Here is a 21,011-nt window from a genome sequence, read left to right as displayed (position 1 = left end):
ATCCCTGAGACCACCTGTCGCCGAGTGCGCCAAGCCCTATCAGAATGCCGGTGGTTGAGGCCTTCCGTCCGGTGGTTGCCACCCTTCGAACGGAAGGCCGGGTTGCCTCCGGCATACCCGCAAGTGCATGTGCCCCAAGGCTCCATGCACACAAAGTAGTCCCACGATCACTGGTCCAGCCATGGCGATTGCGGAATCGCCACCATTCGCCACCCCTTCGAATGAACTCGCCGTGGCCGGTACGCGATTCACTTGACATAGGCCAACCGGGAGTCGGTGCAAGGGTGCACGCCGGGGCGTGCGCGGCCGGGCACACCACCCCCGAGTGCTTCCGGACGCTGTCTGAAGCGCGCCACGCTGGGGAGTTGGAAGCAGAGAGTCACGTTTCACGTCCGCTGCGTAACCGCCGCTGCGTCGGACCCGTTGGAGGGGGCATGGGCTTCACGATCGGCATCGGCACCAGTCGGGGCATGCGCGAGATCCGGTCCGGTGCGCGCCGCCGCGGCCGCGCTTCGGAGTGCACCGTCGTGGCCGAGTTCACCGGACTGTGGGGCTGGGACGTGGTGCCGGGTGCCCGGACCGCCGCCGGCGCCTGCTCGTGCGGACTGGCCGACTGTCCGGCACCGGGCGCGCATCCCCTGGACTTCGCCCCCAGGGTGCCCGCCGGGGCGACGCTGGACGAGGCGAGCGAGGCCTGGGGCCGGTACCCCGGCGCCGCGGTGATGCTGGCGGTCGGGCGGACCTTCGACGTGATCGAGGTGGCCGAGCCCGCCGGGCTGCGGGCGCTGGCCCGGCTGGAGCGCATGGGCCTCCCGCTCGGTCCGGTCGCGGCGACCCCGCAGGGCCGCGCCCAGTTCTTCGTCGCCCCCGGCGCCGCCGCCGAGCTGTCCCGGCTGCTCTACCGCATGGGCTGGGACGACCCGTCCGCCCTCGACCTGCGCGGCCTCGGCGCCGGTACGTACGTCACGGCCCCGCCCTCCGACCGCGGCGGCCGGGGCCCGGCGCGCTGGCTGCGTCCTCCGGACCTCGACTCGGCCACCAGGCCCCCGACGGCCCGGCTGCTGCTGGGAACGCTGGCGTACGTGGCCCATCGCTCGCGGGCGTAGGTCCCCGGCCGCGTACGGCCCGGCCGTCGCGGCACGCGCGTACCGTCCGGGCCGTCCGCACCTCGGCATCTCGACACCCTCGACATCTCGGCACCTCCGCGCGCGGCACTTCCGCACTCGGCGCCTCCGCACGTCGGCGCACCGCACGGCGAAGCGCCCGTCCCCCTGTCGGGGAGGCGGGCGCTTCTCGCTTTGCGCCTTCACGCGCGCGTTCTGGTGCGCGCGGGGTGCCGGCGGGCGGCGTCACTCGCCGATGAGGGCATCCACGAAGGCCGCGGGCTCGAACGGCGCCAGGTCGTCCGCGCCCTCGCCGAGCCCGATCAGCTTGACCGGCACACCCAGCTCGCGCTGCACGGCGACGACGATGCCGCCCTTGGCCGTACCGTCCAGCTTGGTGAGCACGATGCCGCTGACGTCGACGACCTCGGCGAAGACCCGGGCCTGGATCAGTCCGTTCTGGCCGGTGGTGGCGTCGAGCACGAGGAGCACCTCGTCCAGCGGCGCGTGCTTCTCCACGACCCGCTTGACCTTGCCCAGCTCGTCCATGAGGCCGGTCTTGGTGTGCAGACGGCCGGCGGTGTCGATGAGCACGACGTCCGAGCCCATCTCCTTGCCCTCCTTGACCGCGTCGAAGGCGACGGAGGCCGGGTCGCCGCCCTCGGGCCCGCGCACGGTGTGCGCGCCGACCCGTTCGCCCCAGGTCTGCAGCTGGTCGGCGGCGGCGGCGCGGAAGGTGTCGGCGGCGCCGAGGACGACGCTGCGGCCGTCCGCGACCAGGACACGGGCGAGCTTGCCGGTGGTGGTGGTCTTGCCGGTGCCGTTGACACCGACGACCATCACGATGCCCGGCTTGCTCGCGGCGGGCTCGGTCTTGACCTCACGGTCCATGTCGGGGCCGACCAGGGTGATCAGCTCCTCGCGCAGCAGGGTGCGCAGCTCCTCGGGCGTGCGGGTGCCGAGCACCTTCACACGCTCGCGCAGCCGCTCGACCAGCTCCTGGGTGGGCTGCACGCCGACGTCGGCGGTGAGCAGCGTGTCCTCGATCTCCTCCCACGTGTCTTCGTCGAGGTGCTCCCGGGACAGCAGGGTCAGCAGGCCCTTGCCGAGGGCGTTCTGTGAGCGGGAGAGGCGGGCACGGAGCCGGACCAGACGGCCGGCGGTGGGCTCGGGAACCTCGAGTTGCGGGATCTCGAGCTCTTCGACCGGCGGCTCCTCGACGGTGGCGGTGCCACCGTCCGGGAGGTCGACCTCCTCTATCGTCCGGCGCGGTTCGTCGCGCGGCGTCTCGGCCTCTTCGCCGACGTGCGGCTCGGCCGGAGGGGCGGTGATGTCGGGCGTGGCGGGCGGCGGCGGAGGCAGCTGCTTCTTGCGGCGGGAGCCCACGACCAGCCCGCCGAGCGCGCCGATCACGACCACGGCGATGACTACAGCAAGGATGACGATTTCCATAACGGGTCCAGTATGCGTGACCCCCGGCACGGGCCCCAGCCGCCGGCTCCTTGTGGCTTCCGACAAAGGACAAAGGCCCCTGGAAGGACGGAGTCGGATCAAAGTACGATGGAGAAGGCCGCGTCAACGCGCGTAGAGTCCCGACCGCCCCCTCCCCCACGATCGAGGCACGGACCCCCACATGAGCAAGACCGCCGAGAACGAAGGCGCCCTGGAAACCCGTGGCATCGAGCAGGTGCCCGACCACGAGCGCACCGCCCGGACCCGCGAGCTCTTCCCGACCTGGGTCGGCGCCAACATCAGCGTGCTGCTGCTCACGATGGGCGCGAGCCTCGTGGTGGCGTACCGGCTGAACTTCTGGCAGGCCCTGGTCGTCGCGGGGGCCGCGCCGCTCGTGTCGTACGGCCTGGTCGGGCTGATCGGCATCGCCGGCAAGCGCGGTGGTGCCCCCGGTATGGCGCTGTCCCGGGCCGTGTTCGGCCAGCGGGGCAATCTGCTGCCGGGGTCGCTGATCTGGATCGCCCGCTGGGGCTGGGAGACGATCAACGCGGTGACCGGCGCCTACGCCCTGCTCACCGTGCTGGACATCGTGTTCGGCATACGTGCCAACAGCGTGCTGGACATGGTGACGCTGCTCGCCTTCGTCGTCGCGACGTTCGCGATCTCCGGGCTGGGCATCAACGCCGTACAGAAGTGCAACAAGTACGCGGCGTACCTCTTCGGCGCCTTCTCGGTGCTGGTGCTGGGTTATCTGGTCGTCGACACCGACTGGTCCGAGGTGTTCGACCGGTCCGCCGGGTCGGTGGCCGCGATGATCACGGGCGTGGGTCTGATCGCGGCCGGCGGCGTCAGCTGGATCCCGTCCGCCCCGGACTTCACCCGGTACCTGCCGCGCACGGCGTCCTCGAAGGGGATCGTGGGTGTCACGGTCGGCGGTGCCGGCATCGTCGTCCTGCCGATGGTGCTGATGGGCGCGGTCATGGCGGTCTCCACGCCGGACCTGGCCTCGGCCGCCGACCCGGTCTCCTTCCTGGGCGAGATCCTGCCGACCTGGATCGCGGTGCCGTACCTGCTGATCGCGCTGATCGGCATGCTGCTGATCAACTCGATGTCGATGTACTCGGCCGGTTTCACCGCGCAGACCCTGGGCTTCAAGGTCCCGCGGCACTGGGCCGTCTCGGTGAACGCCGTGATCTCGCTGATCTTCGGCGGCGTGCTGATGCTGGTGGCGACCAGTTTCATGGGCTCCTTCATCGCCTTCCTGTCGCTGCTCGCGGTCGCCTTCTCCGCGTGGGTCGGTGTGTTCGGCGCGGACATGCTGCGCCGTCGGGAGTACGACGGCGAGGCCCTGGCCGACACCGGCCGCACCAGCGCCTACTGGTACCGCGGCGGCTTCTCCCCCGCGGCCGTCGCCGCCTGGGCGGTCGGCCTGGTCGGTGGCCTGATGTTCACCACGTCCGACTGGTTCACCGGCCCCCTCGCCGGCAACAACGTGATCGGCGAGTACGGCCTCGGCTGGGTGGCCACGGTGGTGATCTCCGGTCTCCTGTACGCCGTACTGCCGAAGCCGGCGGTGGTCGCCCCGGCGGCGGTGCCCACCGAGCGGACCGCGCGGCCCGAGACCGTGAGCGTCTGACGCCCGTCCGCCAAAGCGGCAGGTGGGCGAGGCCTGCCGCCCCTCCCTCGCCCCGGGCGACCGGTACGACACCGCCGCCCCGTCCGGAGGGTGACCGGACGGGGCGGCGGACGGTACGGGGAGAGGACCAGCGGGGACTTGGGCCCTTCCCCCCGGATTCGGGGCGGGCGGGTCAGCCCATCTCCTCCAGGGCCTTGCCCTTCGTCTCCTTCACGAACCTGAGTACGAAGGGGATGGAGAGCGCGGCGAAGATTGTGTAGATCACGTAGGTGACGGAGAGGTTCCAGTCGGCCAGCGACGGGAAGCTCGCGGTGATGGCCCAGTTGGCGATCCACTGCGCGGACGCGGCGACGCCCAGGGCGGCGGCGCGGATCCGGTTGGGGAACATCTCGCCGAGGAAGACCCAGACGACCACACCCCACGAGAGGGCGAAGAAGAGGACGAAGACGTGGGCGGCGATCAGGGCGACCCAGCCCTGGGTGGCCGGGAGCTTGCCGTCGACCAGGTCGAAGGAGAACGCCCAGGCCTCCAGCGCGAGACCGATCACCATGCCGACGGAGCCGATCAGGGCGAGCGGCTTGCGGCCGATGCGGTCCACGAAAATCATCGCGATCACGGTGCCGACGATGTTGATGATCGACGTCGTGAACGAGTAGAAGAACGACTGCGACGGGTCGACGCCGACCGACTGCCACAGCGTCGAGGAGTAGTAGAACGCGACGTTGATGCCGACGAACTGCTGGAAGACCGACAGGCCGATGCCGACCCAGACGATCGGCTTGAAGAAGAAGCTGCCGCCGAGGAGGTCCTTGAAGGAGGACTTCTCCTCGCTGTGCATGGCGTGCTCGATCTCGGCGACGCGGGCGTCGAAGTCGACGTCCTTGCCCTCGACCTCTTCGAGGATCTCCTTGGCGCGCTCGTGCCTGCCGACGGAGACCAGGAAGCGGGGGGACTCGGGGATCGCGAAGGACAGCAGGCCGTACAGGACGGCCGGGATCACCATGACGCCGAGCATGACCTGCCAGGCCTCCAGGCCCATCAGCTCACCGCGCTGGTCACCGCCGGCGGCGTTCAGCAGACCCCAGTTGACCAGCTGCGACACGGCGATACCGATGACGATCGCGGCCTGCTGGAAGGAGCCGAGCCGGCCGCGGTAGGCGGGCGGGGAGACCTCGGCGATGTAGGCCGGGCCGATCACCGAGGCCATGCCGATGGCGAAGCCGCCGATGACACGCCACATGGCGAGGTCCCACAGCGCGAAGGGCAGCGCGGAACCGATGGCGCTGACGGTGAAGAGGACCGCCGCGATCTGCATGCAGCGGATACGGCCGATGCGGTCGGCGATGCGGCCCGCGGTCGCCGCACCGATGGCACAGCCGATCAGCGCGATCGCGATGACCTGGGCCAGCACCGCGGAGCCGACGTCGTAGCGGTCCCGGATGGCCTCGACCGCGCCGTTGATCACGGAACTGTCGTAGCCGAACAGGAAACCGCCCATCGCGGCCGCCGCCGCGATGAAGATGACGTGCCCGAGATGATCGGGATGAGCCGTCCTGGCTCCTGGGTTGGGTGCCTGCGATGTGCTGGCCACGTGTGTACTCCTCGGGCTACCGGCAACGCTGCCGGGGCGGTTCACCCTTCGCGGTGCCATTGGAAGGGACCTGAAGGTAAAAGCAACGTTGCAGAGACTATGTCTTCAAGTTTCGAAGTCAATAGAGCGAGAGCTGTGAGTTTTGAGATCCACGAGGGGTGAATGTGTTCAAGAGTTGAAGCTAACGTGCCCAGCTAGCGCAGCCGCTGGCTGATGACCTTCGACACGCCGTCGCCCTGCATGGACACGCCGTAGAGCGCGTCGGCGACCTCCATCGTGCGCTTCTGGTGCGTGATGACGATCAGCTGCGAGGCCTCCTGCAGCTCCTGCATGATCCGGATCAGCCGCTGCAGGTTGGTGTCGTCGAGCGCCGCCTCGACCTCGTCCATCACGTAGAACGGGCTCGGGCGCGCCTTGAAGATCGACACCAGCATCGCCACCGCGGTCAGCGAGCGCTCCCCGCCCGAGAGCAGCGAGAGCCGTTTGACCTTCTTGCCCGGGGGCCGGGCCTCGACGTCCACGCCCGTAGTGAGCATGTTGTCGGGGTCGGTCAGGATCAGCCGCCCCTCACCGCCCGGGAACAGCCGGCTGAACACGCCCTCGAACTCCCGGGCGGTGTCCCGGAAGGCCTCGGTGAAGACCTGCTCGACGCGCTCGTCGACCTCCCTGACGACCTGGAGCAGGTCGGCGCGGGTCTTCTTCAGGTCCTCCAGCTGCTCGCTGAGGAACTGGTGCCGTTCCTCGAGCGCGGCGAACTCCTCGAGCGCCAGCGGGTTGACCTTCCCCAGCTGCTGGTAGGCGCGTTCGGCCGCCTTCAGCCGCTTCTCCTGCTCGGAGCGGACGAAGGGCCGGGGCCGGTTGCGCGGGTGCTCGGGGTCCTCCGGGAGTTCCTCGCCCTCGGCGGGGGGCGAGGGCGGCACCTCTTGATGGGGGCCGTACTCGGCCGCGAGCCCCGCCGGTTCCACACCGAGTTCCTCCAGCGCCTTGGTCTCCAGCTGCTCGATGCGCAGCCGCTTCTCGGCGCCGAGTACCTCGCCCCGGTGAACTGAATCCGTCAACTTGTCCAGCTCCGCCTTGAGGTCGCGCCCGGCGGTGCGCGCGGCGGTCAGCTCCTGTTCGCGCCGGGCCTTGGCGGCCTCGGCGAGGGTGCGCTCCTCGTCGGCGCGGGTCAGGGAGACCTCGACGTGCGCGAGCAGCTGCCGGGCACCCGCCGCGACCGCCTCGGCGACGGCCGCCTCGTGCCGCAGCCTGGCCCGCCGCTGTTCGGCACGCGCGCGTGCCTCGCGTTCGGCGCGGGCGGCGCGGTCCAGGGAGTCGGCCCGTCCGGCGAGTCCCTTGACCCGCTCCTCATGGGTACGGACCTGGAGGCGGGCCTCCATCTCGGTCTGGCGGGCGTTGGCTCCGTCGGCGGCGAGCCGGTCGCGGGCGGCGGTGTCGGGCTCCTCCTCGACCGGCATCTCCTCTGCGACGGCGAGCCGCTCGGCCAGCTCCTCGACCTCCGTCAGCGCCCTGTCCAGCGCCTCCTGCGCCCGGGCCGCGGCGGCGGCGGAGCGTTCCGCCTCTCCGGCGGCGCCCCGCGCCTGGCCCGCGAGCCGGCCCAGCTGCTGGGCGACCGACGACTTCTCCCGGTCGGCGGTCCGGCGCCGCTCCCCCAGCTCCTCGACGAGCGCGGCACACTCCCGGCGCCGTCCGACGGCCGCCTCCTGCGCTCCGGCCAGCTCCTCGCACCGCACGCCCAGCTCCTCCAGCTCGGCGGCGGCCTGGTCCACGGACGCCTGTACTTCGAGGAGGCTGGGCGCCCCGGCGGACCCGCCCTGCGCGAAGTGGGCGCCCAGCAGGTCGCCCTCGGCGGTGACGGCGGTCAGCGCGGGGCGTGCATAGACGAGTTCCTCGGCGTCCTCCAGGGTGGCGACGACGACGATCCCGCGCAGCAGCCGCCGTACGGCTGGCATCAGGTCGGCGGGCCCGTGGACGAGGTCGGCGGCGTACGGCGGTCCGTCGTCGCGGTGCTCGCGCGGTACGTCGTCCGGGGTGCCGGCGAGCAGCAGGGCGGCCCGGCCCGCGTCCTGCTTGCGCAGCAGGCGGATGGCGTCGGCGGCGGCCGCCGGGGAGGTCACCGCGAGGGCGTCGGCGGCGGCGCCGAAGGCGGTGGCCAGGGCGGTCTCGTGGCCGGGCGTCACGGTGAGGAGTCCGGCGGCCGGGCCGAGCAGGCCGGTGAGCCGGTCCTTGGCGGAAAGCAGCGCGCCGGTGCCGTCCTTGCGGCGCAGTCCGAGCGCGAGGGCGTCGTGCCGGGCCCGGGTGGCGGCGTGTTCGCGTTCCGCCGCGGTGGCCGCCTCGCGGGCCGCGCTCAGGGTGGCCTCGGCCCCGGCCAGCGCGTGCCTGGCGGCGTCGTGCCGTTCGGCCAGTTCCCGGTCGTCGGCGTCGAGTCCGTCGACCTCGGCCTGGAGCGTCTCGTACTCCTCCTGGGCCGCGGCAGCCCGTTCCCGGGACTCGTCCCGGGCTTCGGCCAGCCGCTCGATCTCGGCCTGGGCTGAGGCGGCACGGGACCGGGCGGCGCCGACCTGGCCGTTGAGGCGGGCCAGGCCCTCGCGCCGGTCGGCGATGGCGCGTGCGGCGTCCTTGAGGCGGCGCTCCTCCATGGCCAGCTCGCGTTCGAGGTCGGCGCGGTGGGCGACCGTGTCCTCAAGGGCGTGTTCGGCCGCCTCGAGGGCCGCTTCGAGTTCCGCCTCCTGCTCGCGGACCCGTGCGGCCTCGCGCTCCAGTTCCTCCGGGTCGCGGCCGCGGCGCTCCTCGGGGGGCGCGGAGGTGGCACTCTTAACCCGCGCGTCCGCCAGCGAGATGGTGCCGCGCACGCGTTCGGCGAGCTGGGACAGCTCGTACCAGGTCTGCTGGGCGCGCTGGAGGCGCGGGGTGAGCCGGCGCACTTCGTCCTCGAGGTCCGCCTCGCGGCGCAGCGCCCGGCCCAGTTCCTGTTCGGCGGCGTCCTTGCGTTCCTTGAGCGCGGCCTCGTCGGCGATCTCGGCCTGGAGCGCCTCGCGCATCCGTACGAGGTCGTCGGCGAGGAGCCTCAGCCGGGCGTCGCGGAGGTCGGCCTGGATGACGGCGGCCCTTCTGGCGACCGCGGCCTGCCGGCCCAGCGGCTTGAGCTGGCGCCGCAGCTCGTCGGTGAGGTCCTGCACGCGCGCGAGATTGGCCTGCATCGCGTCCAGTTTCCTGAGCGCCTTCTCCTTGCGCTTGCGGTGCTTGAGGACGCCCGCGGCCTCCTCGATGAAGGCGCGGCGTCCCATCGGGTCGGCGTGCAGGACGGAGTCGAGCTGGCCCTGGCCGACGATGACGTGCATCTCGCGGCCGATGCCGGAGTCGGAGAGGAGTTCCTGGATGTCCAGGAGGCGGCAGGTGTCGCCGTTGATCTGGTACTCGCTGCCGCCGTTGCGGAACATGATCCGCGTGATGGTGACCTCGGCGTACTCGATGGGCAGGGCCCCGTCGGAGTTGTCGATGGTCAGCGACACCTCGGCCCGGCCGAGCGGCGGGCGGCCGGTGGTGCCGGCGAAGATGACGTCCTCCATCTTGCCGCCGCGCAGCGACTTGGCGCCCTGTTCGCCCATGACCCAGCTGAGCGCGTCGACGACGTTGGACTTGCCCGAGCCGTTCGGGCCGACGACACAGGTGATGCCGGGCTCGAACCGGAGCGTGGTCGCCGAGGCGAACGACTTGAACCCGCGGAGGGTCAGGGCCTTCAGGTGCACGCCGTCGGACTCTACCTTCCGGGTGTGTCTCACTCCATGAACCGGTGAACCGCCGCGGTTTCACCGGTGAACGTGCAGGGCACATCAGACGTTGAAGAGGGTGAAAGGTTGCGCGGGGCAGGGAAAGCGCGGGCCGGCAGAGCAGACCGGGCGGCACGGGCGCCGAGACGGGGGGCGGAAAGAAAGAAGGGACGCCGAAGCGTCCCTTGCAGACTCTGACACCTGAGCGGTTGTACGGGCGGGCCCGACCACTGCTGTGCCGTAGTGGAGCGAGGCAGTGATCAGGTGAGCGCAGGCTCCGCCTGGTGTGCGTCAACGCTCTCCATGCTCTCCATGATCCTGTCGTGAGAAGCGGCAGCCGCCAACGCGTCGTTCTCCGCCTGGATTCGTCCGAGTTCGGATTCCAGGTCCTGGACGCGCTGCTGGAGCCGTCGCATCTCGGCGAGGAGTCGAGGGTCGGAGCCGCCGACGTAACCGAGAAGCGCCTTTGCCATGATGGATGGTCCTCCACAATGAGTGACCGACCGAAGCGGTGTGGGTCGTGAGGGAATCGCACCCGCGGTGCTTGGCACTTTGGAGTTTTTACTGCCGTTCAACCATGCCAAACAGCTAAGGTGCGCGGGGCTTTCAGAGTCTCACCAAAAAGTTTGACGGTCAACACGATCACGCCCCGTATCGGCGGGCGCCCGGGGGCATGCGGCCGGCGAACGGCGACGCTGCGACTCCAGCGGGCCCCTGGGGGCACGGCGATCATTCTGCGTGCGGAGCCTGCCACGAGCGGCCGCCCTTGGCAACCACCTGCCCGTTTTCGCTCCGGCCACCCCTGTGGGGAGGCTCGCGGCGGGCGCCGGAGGCTCCCCGAGCGGCCGCGCGTCAGCGGATGGCGAAGCCCTCGTAGCCCCCGCGGGGTGTGTCCCAGATCTCGGTGACGCCGTCCACGCGTCCGGGCGTGTCGGCACCGCGCAGCCAGTCGAGCAGTCCCTCGCAGCGCTCGCGCGGGCCCTCCGCGACGACCTGGACGCGACCGTCGCCCAAATTGAGAGCAAAGCCACTCATCCCGCCGAGTTCCAGCGCCCTGGCCCGCGTGAACCAGCGGAAACCCACGCCCTGGACCTGTCCGCGCACCCACGCGACCAGCCGTACATCCTCGTTCATGACTGCAACCTAACCAGTCAATGTCTCGCTGGACACTTCACCCCCTGGCGCCATGCGGTACCGTCCCGACCCAATGAATCTCACTTGAAACTCACTCGATCGTGTGAGTTCCGTGTTGATCGTGAGCACGTCAACCGTGAGGGCACGCCCAGCGCGAGGACGAGGACGAGGAAGGCCAGGACATGGGACGCCACCGACGCTCCGCCGCCGGCCGCGCCGCCACGGGCCGCGCCGAGGGAAGCCCCCATACGGACGGCACGGCGCCGGGCCGGGGCCGCGATCAGTCCGCTCGGGACGCCGGTGAGGCCCCCACGATGGGGATCGCGCCCTATCTGAACCCCGAGGCGTACGCCGAGGTCCGCGCCAGGAGCGACGCCTACCTGTTCGAGGCGCAGGGCCCGGACGGTCCGGACGGCGAGGGCCCGCAGGCCGGCCGCACGGTCGCCTTTCCCCGTGACGGGTACGCGCCCGCCGCCGGCTCGCAGCCCGCGGCGGGGCACCGCCGCCGGAAGAAGGCCGCCACCCCGGTCCGCACGGGTCTGCTCGGGGTGTCCGCCGCGGTCGCCATCGGCACGGTGGCGGTGGCCACGGGCACGGTGCCCGGCCTCGACAACTACCGGATCGGCGGCGGCAGCGGCGGGGGCGACCGGGTGCAGGCCCAGGACGCCCCGACGAACAGCCCGTCCGAGCAGGGCGGCACCTCCGGAAGCGCCGCCCCCGGCCGCGGCGACGACGGCTCCACGAGCCGAGGCGCCGACCGCTCCTCCTCGCCCTCCCAGTCCTCCCCCTCCGGGCAGTCCTCGTCCGAGGACTCCCCCTCCCCCTCGCCGTCCTCGGCCTCACCCTCGCCGTCGGCGCCGGCGTCGAAGCCCGCCGCCCCCGCCGAGACGCCGTCGAAGACCAAGAAGCCGAAGACGACGCCCAGCGCGAAGCCGAAGCCCACCCCCTCGCGTCCGGCCGCCAAGGAGCCCGCCAGGCCGAGCGCGCCCGCCGCCGTCTCCCAGGAGGCCGTCGCCCAGGCGCAGGTGCTCAAGCTGGTCAACGACGAACGGGCCAAGGTGGGCTGCAGCCCGGTGGCCGCGAACAGCGCCCTGCGCGAACTGGCCGAGGACTTCAGCGAGGCCATGGCCACCGGGGGCTTCTTCGACCACACCGACCCCGGCGGCGCCACCCCCTGGGACCGCGCGGCGGCAGCCGGCATAAGCGGCCTCGGGGGCGAGAACATAGCCCGCGGCCAGGCCGACGCCCAGGCCGTCATGGACGCCTGGATGGACAGCCCCGGCCACCGGGCCAACATCCTGAACTGCGACTTCCAGACACTGGGAGTCGGAGTCCACTTCGGCTCCGGCGGCCCCTGGTGGACACAGGACTTCGGCTACTGATCACTCCCGACAGCACTGCCGCCCGCTCAGCGCAACCTGCGGCGCAGCGCTGCGCTCACGTACGCTGGAGGTATGTCGACCACGCAGGAGCGCACGGCGGAGCAGGACCTGCCGTACGACGTGTTCTCCCGGGCCTGTCCCTCGCGCGGCACCCTGGAGCACGTCACGGGGCGCTGGGGCGCGCTGACGCTCGGCGCGCTGTACGAGACCTCGTTCCGGTTCAACGAGCTGCGGCGCCGTGTCGACGGCGTCAGCGAGAAGATGCTCGCCCAGACCCTGCACGCGCTGGAGCGCGACGGGCTGGTGCACCGCGAGGCCCAGCCCACCAACCCGCCTCGCGTGGACTACGAGCTCACGCCGCTGGGTCGCGAGGTGGCCGAGCGGCTGATGGCGCTCATCCAGTGCCTGGAAGGCCGGATGGACGAGGTGCTGGCGTCGCGCGAGCGGTACGACGCGCAGCGGATGCCTACGGCGTGATCCTCGGCGGCCGCTGGCACTTCGGGCAGAAGTAGCTGGAGCGGTTCATCCACGGGCTGCGCCGCATCGGTGTGGCGCAGCGGCGGCAGGGCAGGCCCTCGCGGCCGTACGCGTCGAGCGAGCGGTCGAAGAAGCCGGACTCGCCGTTGACGTTGACGTAGAGGCTGTCGAAGCTGGTGCCGCCGACGGCGAGGGCTGCGTTCATCACGTCCCGGACGTGGCCGAGGAGTTCGGTGGTGCGGGGGCGGGTGAGGGTCGCCGTGGGGCGTTCGTAGTGCAGGCGGGCGCGCCACAGGGCCTCGTCCGCGTAGATGTTGCCGACGCCGCTGATCAGGGACTGGTCGAGCAGGGCCCGTTTGACCGTGGTGCGCTTGCGGCGCAGGGCCAGGTGGAACGCCTCGTCGTCGAAGAGCGGGTCGAGCGGGTCGCGGGCGATGTGCCCGATGACGTCGGGCAGCCCGTCGGGGGTGGTCTCGTGCAGGGAGAGACCACCGAAGGTGCGCTGGTCGACGAAGCGGAGTTCGGTGCCGAGGGCGTCGGTGAAGCGGACGCGGACGCGCAGGTGTTTCTCGGCCGGTGCCTCGTGCGGCTGGACCAGCAGCTGGCCGCTCATGCCGAGGTGCGCCAGGACCGCCTGGTCGGTGTCCTCCAGGGGCAGCCACAGGTATTTGCCGCGGCGGCTCGGCGTGCCGATGCGGTGGCCCTTCAGGCGGTCGGCGAAGTCGTCGGGCCCTGCGATGTGCCGGCGTACCGCGCGCGGGTGCAGCACCTCGGCGTCGGCGACGGTCCGGTGGGCGACCCAGCGCTCCAGTCCGCGCCGGACGACCTCCACCTCGGGCAACTCGGGCATGGCATCCCCTCGGGCGGTCCGGACGGGCCGGGCCGGTGGACGAACCGAACGCCCGCCCCGGTTTTGGGGGCGGGCGTTCGGGACGTGCGGTGTATCAGGTGGATCGGTTGGCTCAGGCGGAGGCCGACGGTGCGTCGGCGGCTTCGGCGGCCGGCTCGGCCGCCGCCTCCTCCTCGGCGCGCTCGTCCGCCGCGGCCCGGATGGACCGCCACGCGGATTCCGCGGCCTGCTGCTCCGCCTCCTTCTTGCTGCGGCCGGTGCCGGTGCCGTACGAGACGCCTCCGACGCGGGCGGCAGCAGTGAAGGTCTTCTCGTGGTCCGGGCCGGTCTCCGTGACCAGGTACTCGGGGACACCGAGCCCTTCGGTCGCGGTGAGTTCCTGGAGGCTGGTCTTCCAGTCCAGGCCGGCACCGAGGTTGGAGGACTTCTCGATCAGCGGGTCGAACAGGCGGTGCACCAGTTCGGAGGCCGCGTCGAGGCCCTGGTCGAGATAGACCGCGCCGATCACCGCTTCGAGGGTGTCGGCGAGGATGGACGCCTTGTCCCGGCCGCCCGTGCCCTCTTCACCGCGGCCGAGCCGGATGAAGGAGCCGAGTTCCAGCCCACGGCCCACCTGAGCCAGCGCACGCGAGTTGACCACCGCGGCCCGCAACTTGGCCAGCTGGCCTTCGGGCAGGTCGGGGTGGGTGCGGTACAGCGTGTCCGTGACGACGAGGCCGAGGACGGAGTCACCGAGGAACTCCAGCCGCTCGTTCGTCGGCAGACCGCCGTTCTCGTACGCGTAGGAACGGTGGGTCAGTGCGCGCACCAGAAGGGCGGACTCGAGCTGATAGCCGAGCCGCCCTTCCAGAAGCGTGTGGGACGAGGCCTGGGTGTCCGCCTTCTTCTTGGCGGGTGGGTCCGCCTTGGCGTCTTCCGCCTTCTTGGGGACTGACACAGTGCCTCTCACCAGCCGCTCAGACCTCGAGGACCTGGCGCTTGTTGTAAGTGCCGCAAGCCGGGCACGCGATGTGCTGCAGCTTGGGCTCGTGGCAGCGCTCGCACGCAACCAGGGTGGGGACCGCAGCCTTCCACTGCGACCGGCGGTGGCGCGTGTTGCTGCGCGACATCTTCCGCTTCGGAACAGCCACGGCTACTTCTCCTGCTTCTCGGCGGCGTCCGCGGATCCTGACCCGTCGCCGCTCATCTCGTCCTTCTCGCCGTCTTCGAGTGAACCGGCGAGTCCCTGCAATGCCGCCCAACGGATGTCGACGGCGGCGTGGTGGTGTTCCGGGTCGTCCGCCAGGCGTACTCCGCATTCGGAGCACAGACCCGGGCAGTCGTCCTGGCACACCGGCTGCATCGGCAGTGCGAGCACCACCGCGTCGCGCAGCACGGGTTCGAGGCCGATCAGACCGTCCTCGACGAAGAGCCTGTCCTCGTCTTCCTCGGCGTCGTCGGCCGGCTCCGCCACAGGGCGGCCCCGGTCGTCGGCGTCAGGGTACGAGAACATCTCCTGGAAGTCCGCTTCGAGCTGCTGCTCCAGCGGCTCCAGACACCTTACGCACTCCCCCTCGGCCTTGGCACGGGCGGTGCCCGTGACGAGCACCCCTTCCATGACCGACTCGAGCCGGAGATCGAGCTCCACCGGGGCGCCTTCCGGCACTCCGATGACTCCCTGGAGACCGAAGTCCTTGGGAGCGTCGACCGTGCGGGTCAGGCGCTGGAGCGCACCGGGCCGCCGCCCCAGCTCGTGTGTGTCGAACACGAGGGGGTTGCGGTGGTCGAGGCGCGCGTTCAGAACCATTCCTGCTTTCGGTCTTCGTGGTGTGGGGGTGCCGCCCTTCGGTGTTCCCGGGCAGCGGCGATCGCGGACGTACGCGCGACCGAAGAGCCAGGATACTGGACCATTCGCTCTCGTCCCAATCCGGGCCGGGGCGGCCCGCCCGGCTAGAGCCCGCGCCCCTGTTCGTAGGCCCTCAGCTGCTCGGCGCTGATCATGCCGGTGTCGAAGAGGCTGGTCTCGTCGAGCGCCTGCGGCTGGGCCTGCGGGGGTTGCTGCGGCTGCTGGGGCTGGGCGTAGCCCTGCTGTGCGTCGTACGCCTGCTGCTGGGCGTCGTAGCCCTGGTAGGAGTAGGGGTCGGCGCCCTGCTGCTGGTAGCCGTACGGGTCCTGCTGGCCGCCGTAGGCCTGCTGGTAGGCCGCGTACGGATCGGGCTGCTGTTGTGCGTAGCCGTACGCCGGCTCCTGCTGCGGCATCTCCGGCACGGCCTGCGGCGGCACCTGGGCGGCCACGGGCTGCTGCTCGCCGTACTGGGGCCGGCGGGGCTGCTCGACGGGGGCGTCCGAGAGGCCCGCGAGGTAGTCGGCGTCGCTGGAGTGCTGGACGGTGCTCAGGTCGTCCGCGAGGGCGCCGAGGTCGTCGGTGGCGATCCGGCCGTGCAGCTTCTGGCGGCCGCGGCCGACGGCGTCCAGGGTCTTGGCAAGCACGGCCTCGAAGGCACCGAGCTTGGTGTCGACGTAGGAGTCGGCGTCGCGGCGCAGGGTCTCGGGGTCGTGGCTGCGCTCGGGGGCGTCCTCGTCCTCGTAGCCGTTCTCGTCGAGGCCGGGTCCGGTGCCGAGCAGCTTCTCGCGGCCACGGCCGACGGAGCCGAGGGTCTTGGTGAGGACGACCTCGAAGTTGGCGAGCTTGGAGTCGACGTAGTCGTCGGCCTCGGCGCGGACCTCCTCGGCCTCCTGCCTGGCCTCGGCGAGGATCCGGTCGGCCTCGGCCTGGGAGCGGCGGGCGACCTCCGTGTCGGCGATCAGGGAACCGCGTTCGGCGTGCGCGCCCTCGATGATCCGGTCGGCCTCCTGGCGGGCCTGCGCGACCATCTGCTCGCGGTCGCCGATCAGTTCCTGGGCCTGGGCGAGGGAACCGGGCAGCTCGGCGCGCAGCTCTTCCAGCATCGAGAGCAGTTCGGCGCGGTTGACCACGCACGAGGCCGACATGGGCATGGCGCGGGCGCCGGAGACCATCGCGGTGATCTCGTCGAGCTTGTTCTGCACGTCCACCGTGTGCTCGCCACTCTCTACAGCTGTGTTGGAGACGGACGGGACGACTGTACGACCCTGGGGTGTCCCGGGGACACCGGGTGACGGGTTGTCGGTCTCCGGAGGCTGTACGGCGGCGCGGTCAGTGCTTCTTCAGTCGCTCCGAGAGGACTTCGAGGACCAGCGGCGGCACCAGGTGGGACACGTCGCCGCCCCAGGTCGCGACCTCCTTGACCAGGGAGGACGACAGGAAGCTGTAGGTGGGGTTGGTGGGGATGAACAGGGTCTCCACACCGGAGAGGCCGTTGTTCATCTGGGCCATCTGCAGTTCGTAGTCGAAGTCGCTGACCGCGCGCAGGCCCTTGACGATGGCCGGGATCTCGCGCTGCTTGCAGAAGTCGACGAGGAGGCCGTGGAAGGACTCCACGCGCACGTTCCCGTACTCGGCGGTGACCTGGCGGATGAGGTCCATCCGCTCCTCGATCTCGAACAGGCCCTTCTTGGCCTGGTTGATCATCACGGCGACGTAGACCTCGTCATAGAGGCTCGAGGCACGGGCGATGATGTCGAGATGTCCGTTGGTGATCGGGTCGAACGACCCGGGACAGACGGCGCGGCGCACTAGAGTTCCCTCGCTCTCCGGTCCGGTCATCGTGCGTCTTCGCACGTAGAGGCGGCGCGACCGTACCAAAACGTTCCCTCGCCGTAGCGACGGGCCCGGATCGCGTCGAAGCCCTGGGGCCAGCGGAATTCGCCTCCCCTGGTGCTGCGCTCCACGGTGACGAGCGCTTCCCCGGCGAGCCACCCCTGCGTACGGAGTGTGAGCAGGATCTCCCGAAGATCGTCGTCCGAGACGGCGTACGGCGGGTCCAGGAAGACGATGTCGTACGGCTCGGCCGGGGCCGGGGTGCGGATGATCTGTTCCGCTTTGCCCGCCCTTGCCTCGGCGCCGGGCAGGCCGAGGCTCTTGACGTTCTCCCGGACCGTGCGGGCGGCCCGGGCGTCGGCCTCGACGAGCAGCACGTGTGCCGCGCCGCGGGACAGCGCCTCCAGACCGACGGCGCCGGAACCCGCGTACAGGTCGAGGACCCGCTCGCCGTCCAGCGGGCCGCCGAGCAGGGACTGCCAGGTGGAGAAGAGGCCCTCGCGCGCGCGGTCGGAGGTGGGACGGGTACCGGTCCCCGGCGGGACGGCCAGGCGACGTCCGCCGGCCTTGCCGGCGATCACGCGGGTCATTTCTGGGTCCTTGTCGGTGTGCTCGGGTGTACGGACGGCGTCCGTCGCCAGTCTGTCAGCCCTTCTCCAGGTACTGCTCGCGCTCCTCGTCCAGCAGGGCGTCCAGAGCCGTCCGCAGGCCCGGCAGGCCGGTCAGCTCCGGGTCGGCGGCGACGACCGCGGCCGCCTCCTGTCTGGCCTCGGCGATGATCTCCTCGTCCTCGATGACGGCGAGCACGCGCAGCGAGGTGCGGGCGCCGGACTGGGCCTGGCCGAGGACGTCGCCCTCGCGGCGCTGTTCGAGGTCGATGCGGGAGAGCTCGAAGCCGTCGAGGGTGCCCGCGACGGCGTTCAGCCGCTGCCGGGCCGCGCTCGCCTCGGGCATCTCGCTGACCAGCAAGCACAGGCCGGGAGCGGAACCCCGCCCGACCCGGCCGCGCAGCTGGTGCAGCTGGGAGACGCCGAAGCGGTCGGCGTCCATGATCACCATCGCGGTGGCGTTGGGCACGTTCACCCCGACCTCGATGACCGTCGTGGCGACCAGGACGTCGCTCTCCCCGGCGGCGAAGCGGCGCATGACCGCGTCCTTGTCGTCGGGCTGCATGCGGCCGTGCAGGATCTCGACCCTGAGCCCCTTCAGCGGCCCCTTCGCCAGCTGGTCGGCGACGTCCAGGACGGCGAGCGGCGGCCGCTTCTCGGCGTCGTCCTCGGGCGACGTGCGCTGTGCGGCCTTCTTCTTCGGGTCGTCGTCCTCGTCGCCGATGCGCGGGCACACGACGTATCCCTGGTGGCCGTTCGACACCTCCTCGCGGACCCGCTCCCAGGCCCGGGCGAGGAAGTGCGGTTTGTCGGCGGCCGGGACGACATGGCTGGCGATCGGGGACCGGCCGGCCGGGAGCTGGTCCAGGACGGAGGTCTCCAGGTCGCCGAAGACGGTCATGGCGACGGTGCGCGGGATGGGCGTGGCGGTCATGACGAGCAGGTGCGGGGGCTGCTTCCCCTTGCCGCGCAGGGCGTCGCGCTGCTCGACGCCGAAGCGGTGCTGTTCGTCGACGACGACCAGGCCGAGGTCGTCGAACTGCACCTTGTCCTCGATCAGCGCGTGGGTGCCGATGACGATGCCGGCCTCGCCGGTGGCCAGGTCGAGCAGGGCGTGCCGACGGGCGGCGGCGCCCATGGACCCGGTGAGCAGCACCACCTTGGTGGCGTGCTCGGCGCCGCCCAGCATGCCTCCCTCGGCCAGCTCGCCCATCATCTCGACGACCGACCGGTGGTGCTGCTGGGCGAGCACCTCGGTGGGCGCCAGCATCACGGCCTGCCCGCCCGAGTCGACGACGGCGAGCATGGCGCGCAGGGCCACCATGGTGTTGTGCGTGACTGTGAAGTTGTCGGTGATGTAGGCATGGCTCGGATGGCCGACGCTGATGCACTGGACCGGCTTCCGCCCCACGTACTCGACGGCCCGAATCGCGCGTCGGAACGTGTTGTCCTTCGGGCGGGGACCTAGCTGCTCGGCTTTGCGTGTCAGCCTGAACGGGGCGTACACATCGGGCAGGGACACGGAGACGTTGAACGCCGCTCGCTTCGGCAAGATCCGTGCCCGACCTCCCAGCGAGCGCGCCAGCCAGGCGACGTCCTCTGCAAGCGTCCGCGAAGCCGAGCAGAACGAGGCACCGAAGCCGCCCGTATGGACGGTGCCGTCGGTGTCCATGAGCCCTTGGAGCACAGCCAGACGGTTCTTGATCGACGTGTTCTTGAACGCTTCGGGAACGAACTTGCCATGCGACGCCACGCCCCAAAGGCTCAGGTCCCGCAGGGCCTGAATCACTGGATTGCGGGCGCCGCCCATACGGCGGGTCGGTTGGATCGTGTAATCACAGCGTGATCCCTTCACCGGGACCAGTCGACACTCGGGTGCCACGGCCGCCGCCACTGCGTCGCGGATCTCGGCGTCGATCGTGGAAACGCGCAGGTCGTGCCGGAATGAGCCGTCGCCCAGGAGGAGGCCGAACAGGTACGGATCGAGAGGGAGCCCGGAGTCGCCCCCGAGATCAACCGGGGTGGCTACTGGGAGATACCACTTCGAAGAGCCGTTGGCCTTGAAGGTGTCCAGGCGGATCTCCCGCGTCGTCATGATCTTGGGAGGTTGGCCACGGTGCCATCCACAGCTCGTGCCGACGATCCAGAGATGCTCGTCGTCGCACTCCACGGAGCTGCCGTCGGAAAGGACCAACCTCCAGACATCACGCTCGCCCTGCGGGAAGACACCGTTGATCAGCGCGATGTCTCCGTCCGGCACGACCAGTTCGTCTCCCACCCCCAAATCCCCCATGCGGCGGAAACCGGCGGGTGTGAGCACCAGCGCGTCGAGAGGCTGAGCCTTCCCCGAACCGACTTCTCCCTGGAGCAGCCGGTGCATCGGGTGTTCGGTGGCGAGGTCGTCGAAGATCTCCCTGGACACCTTCTGCTGGCCCTCGGTCAGGGTGAAGGGAAGGCGGGCGTCGAAGGATGTCAGGAGGCCGTCCTGCTTGGCCTTGCGGGCCACCGCCGGGAGTTGGGCGTCGGCGTGCCGGCGGCGGGCGAGGGCCACCTGGAGGACGAAGGCCTCGTCCCACTTCAGGCGGGCGCGGGCGTCCTCGACGTCCGCCTTGGTGTGCGGGCGGTGGATCTTGAGGAGGGCCTCGGGGAGGGGGACCAGGCCCCGGCCCTCGCGCAGGGCGCCGGGGAGGGGGTCGACGGCCTCCTGCGCGCTGGGCAGCACCGTCTGGATCGCCTTGCCGATCTTCCAGGACTCCAGTTTGGCGGTGGCCGGGTAGAGGGGGATGAGGGCGCCCGCCCACGACTCGACGCTCTCGGCGGCGTCGCCCTCGTCGTCGGCGCGCAGCAACTCGTATGCCGGATGCGCCAGTTGCATGCGGCGGTTGAAGACGGAGACCTTGCCCGCGAACATCGCGCGGGTGCCCGGCAGGAGTTCCTTGTGGGGCTTGTGGACGCCGTTGCCGAAGAAGACCAGTTGGAGGCGGCCGCTGCCGTCCGTGATGGTCACTTCGAGGCGCTGCCCCTTGCCGCGCGGGGCCTTCGACGAGGCGAAGGTGTGCAGGCGGGCGTCGGCGACCTGGGCCACCACCGTGACGTGCTCGTCCATGGGCAGGTCGGCGAGGTGGGTGAGCTGGCCGCGCTCCTCGTATCTACGGGGGTAGTGGTGGAGGAGGTCGCCGACGGTGTGCAGGCCGAGGTGCTCGGCCATCACCTTCGCGGTGGCGGGGCCGAGTACCTTCTTCAGGGGTTCTCGCAGTGCGGGCACGAGATCCATTGCACACCACGCCACTGACATCGGCCCGACACCTCCCGGGAAGGCCCGGAAAAGCCCGGTCATCCACGGCGATCCG

Annotated in this window: 17 protein-coding genes; 4 read left to right on the top strand and 13 right to left on the bottom strand. The window is 71.0% G+C overall.

All coding sequences use genetic code 11. From position 1 onward, the window contains the following. Window positions 1–434 precede the first annotated feature (434 nt). On the top strand, window positions 435–1,106 hold the full coding sequence (locus ACGH7X_RS27830; RefSeq protein WP_399889541.1) for a bifunctional DNA primase/polymerase: 672 nt from the start codon (window positions 435–437) through the stop codon (window positions 1,104–1,106). A 243-nt stretch (window positions 1,107–1,349) separates the two neighbouring features. Here the strand turns inward: ACGH7X_RS27830 and ftsY are convergent, their stop codons facing one another. Continuing rightward, entirely contained in the window at window positions 1,350–2,555 is a 1,206-nt protein-coding gene (ftsY, locus tag ACGH7X_RS27825) for a signal recognition particle-docking protein FtsY (protein WP_399889538.1), read from the bottom strand. A gap of 181 nt (window positions 2,556–2,736) precedes the next feature. Here ftsY and ACGH7X_RS27820 point away from each other — a divergent pair, with 181 nt between their 5' ends. Beyond that, entirely contained in the window at window positions 2,737–4,191 is a 1,455-nt protein-coding gene (locus ACGH7X_RS27820; protein WP_399889535.1) for a cytosine permease, read from the top strand. A gap of 172 nt (window positions 4,192–4,363) precedes the next feature. Here ACGH7X_RS27820 and ACGH7X_RS27815 read toward each other — a convergent pair whose 3' ends face one another. From ACGH7X_RS27815 to ACGH7X_RS27800, 4 genes are all read right to left on the bottom strand, one after another. Next, window positions 4,364–5,782, bottom strand: a complete 1,419-nt coding sequence (locus ACGH7X_RS27815) for a sugar porter family MFS transporter (RefSeq protein ID WP_399889532.1) — start codon at window positions 5,780–5,782, stop codon at window positions 4,364–4,366. A 194-nt stretch (window positions 5,783–5,976) separates the two neighbouring features. Next, on the bottom strand, window positions 5,977–9,531 hold the full coding sequence (gene smc / locus ACGH7X_RS27810; protein ID WP_399889529.1) for a chromosome segregation protein SMC: 3,555 nt from the start codon (window positions 9,529–9,531) through the stop codon (window positions 5,977–5,979). 281 nt (window positions 9,532–9,812) lie between these two features. Next, the gene (locus tag ACGH7X_RS27805; RefSeq protein WP_003973418.1) at window positions 9,813–10,025 is read right to left on the bottom strand and encodes a hypothetical protein; all 213 of its coding nucleotides are present in this window, start codon (window positions 10,023–10,025) and stop codon (window positions 9,813–9,815) included. 379 nt (window positions 10,026–10,404) lie between these two features. Continuing rightward, window positions 10,405–10,686: an acylphosphatase gene (locus tag ACGH7X_RS27800; RefSeq protein WP_399889527.1), complete on the bottom strand. Its 282-nt coding sequence runs from the start codon at window positions 10,684–10,686 to the stop codon at window positions 10,405–10,407. A gap of 182 nt (window positions 10,687–10,868) precedes the next feature. On the opposite strand from ACGH7X_RS27800, the gene ACGH7X_RS27795 reads away from it, so the two are divergent. Both ACGH7X_RS27795 and ACGH7X_RS27790 read left to right on the top strand, forming a co-directional pair. Continuing rightward, window positions 10,869–12,068 carry a CAP domain-containing protein gene (locus tag ACGH7X_RS27795; protein ID WP_399889524.1) on the top strand — a complete coding sequence of 400 codons (1,200 nt, stop codon included), beginning with the start codon at window positions 10,869–10,871 and terminating at the stop codon, window positions 12,066–12,068. A gap of 72 nt (window positions 12,069–12,140) precedes the next feature. Continuing rightward, a complete protein-coding gene (locus ACGH7X_RS27790) occupies window positions 12,141–12,545 on the top strand; it encodes a winged helix-turn-helix transcriptional regulator (protein ID WP_399889521.1) in 405 nt (134 codons plus the stop codon). Here ACGH7X_RS27790 and mutM read toward each other — a convergent pair. The 8 genes from mutM to ACGH7X_RS27750 form a co-directional block, all read right to left on the bottom strand. Then, window positions 12,535–13,395: a bifunctional DNA-formamidopyrimidine glycosylase/DNA-(apurinic or apyrimidinic site) lyase gene (mutM, locus tag ACGH7X_RS27785; RefSeq protein ID WP_399889518.1), complete on the bottom strand. Its 861-nt coding sequence runs from the start codon at window positions 13,393–13,395 to the stop codon at window positions 12,535–12,537. The two genes, ACGH7X_RS27790 and mutM, sit on opposite strands and share 11 nt — an antisense overlap. A gap of 112 nt (window positions 13,396–13,507) precedes the next feature. Beyond that, the gene (gene rnc / locus ACGH7X_RS27780) at window positions 13,508–14,344 is read right to left on the bottom strand and encodes a ribonuclease III (RefSeq protein WP_399889515.1); all 837 of its coding nucleotides are present in this window, start codon (window positions 14,342–14,344) and stop codon (window positions 13,508–13,510) included. A 7-nt stretch (window positions 14,345–14,351) separates the two neighbouring features. Further along, window positions 14,352–14,525, bottom strand: coding sequence for a 50S ribosomal protein L32 (gene rpmF, locus ACGH7X_RS27775; RefSeq protein ID WP_006139588.1), 174 nt, complete (start codon window positions 14,523–14,525; stop codon window positions 14,352–14,354). A gap of 2 nt (window positions 14,526–14,527) precedes the next feature. Further along, entirely contained in the window at window positions 14,528–15,181 is a 654-nt protein-coding gene (locus ACGH7X_RS27770; protein ID WP_399889512.1) for a YceD family protein, read from the bottom strand. A gap of 143 nt (window positions 15,182–15,324) precedes the next feature. Continuing rightward, window positions 15,325–16,428: a cell division initiation protein gene (locus ACGH7X_RS27765; RefSeq protein ID WP_399889509.1), complete on the bottom strand. Its 1,104-nt coding sequence runs from the start codon at window positions 16,426–16,428 to the stop codon at window positions 15,325–15,327. Between the two features lie 121 nt (window positions 16,429–16,549). Next, window positions 16,550–17,029: a pantetheine-phosphate adenylyltransferase gene (gene coaD / locus ACGH7X_RS27760; RefSeq protein WP_399889506.1), complete on the bottom strand. Its 480-nt coding sequence runs from the start codon at window positions 17,027–17,029 to the stop codon at window positions 16,550–16,552. Between the two features lie 26 nt (window positions 17,030–17,055). Beyond that, on the bottom strand, window positions 17,056–17,643 hold the full coding sequence (rsmD, locus tag ACGH7X_RS27755; RefSeq protein ID WP_399889503.1) for a 16S rRNA (guanine(966)-N(2))-methyltransferase RsmD: 588 nt from the start codon (window positions 17,641–17,643) through the stop codon (window positions 17,056–17,058). Between the two features lie 55 nt (window positions 17,644–17,698). Next, entirely contained in the window at window positions 17,699–20,935 is a 3,237-nt protein-coding gene (locus tag ACGH7X_RS27750; RefSeq protein ID WP_399889500.1) for a helicase-related protein, read from the bottom strand. Window positions 20,936–21,011 lie beyond the last annotated feature (76 nt).

The organism is Streptomyces sp. BBFR51, from assembly GCF_044591655.1.
Taxonomy (GTDB): Bacteria; Actinomycetota; Actinomycetes; order Streptomycetales; family Streptomycetaceae; genus Streptomyces.
Note: the sequence above shows the minus strand (reverse complement) of the source record. Positions and strands in the feature narration are given on the sequence as shown.

Excerpts from the sequence above, each read along its gene's own strand:
- ACGH7X_RS27795 (WP_399889524.1), top strand. The coding sequence starts at position 10,869 with ATGGGACGCCACCGACGCTCCGCCGCCGGCCGCGCCGCCACGGGCCGC.
- ACGH7X_RS27790 (WP_399889521.1), top strand. The coding sequence starts at position 12,141 with ATGTCGACCACGCAGGAGCGCACGGCGGAGCAGGACCTGCCGTACGAC.
- rsmD (WP_399889503.1), bottom strand. The coding sequence starts at position 17,643 with ATGACCCGCGTGATCGCCGGCAAGGCCGGCGGACGTCGCCTGGCCGTC.
- ftsY (WP_399889538.1), bottom strand. The coding sequence starts at position 2,555 with ATGGAAATCGTCATCCTTGCTGTAGTCATCGCCGTGGTCGTGATCGGC.
- ACGH7X_RS27800 (WP_399889527.1), bottom strand. The coding sequence starts at position 10,686 with ATGAACGAGGATGTACGGCTGGTCGCGTGGGTGCGCGGACAGGTCCAG.
- mutM (WP_399889518.1), bottom strand. The coding sequence starts at position 13,395 with ATGCCCGAGTTGCCCGAGGTGGAGGTCGTCCGGCGCGGACTGGAGCGC.
- ACGH7X_RS27820 (WP_399889535.1), top strand. The coding sequence starts at position 2,737 with ATGAGCAAGACCGCCGAGAACGAAGGCGCCCTGGAAACCCGTGGCATC.
- ACGH7X_RS27770 (WP_399889512.1), bottom strand. The coding sequence starts at position 15,181 with ATGGTTCTGAACGCGCGCCTCGACCACCGCAACCCCCTCGTGTTCGAC.
- ACGH7X_RS27805 (WP_003973418.1), bottom strand. The coding sequence starts at position 10,025 with ATGGCAAAGGCGCTTCTCGGTTACGTCGGCGGCTCCGACCCTCGACTC.
- ACGH7X_RS27830 (WP_399889541.1), top strand. The coding sequence starts at position 435 with ATGGGCTTCACGATCGGCATCGGCACCAGTCGGGGCATGCGCGAGATC.
- ACGH7X_RS27750 (WP_399889500.1), bottom strand. The coding sequence starts at position 20,935 with ATGGATCTCGTGCCCGCACTGCGAGAACCCCTGAAGAAGGTACTCGGC.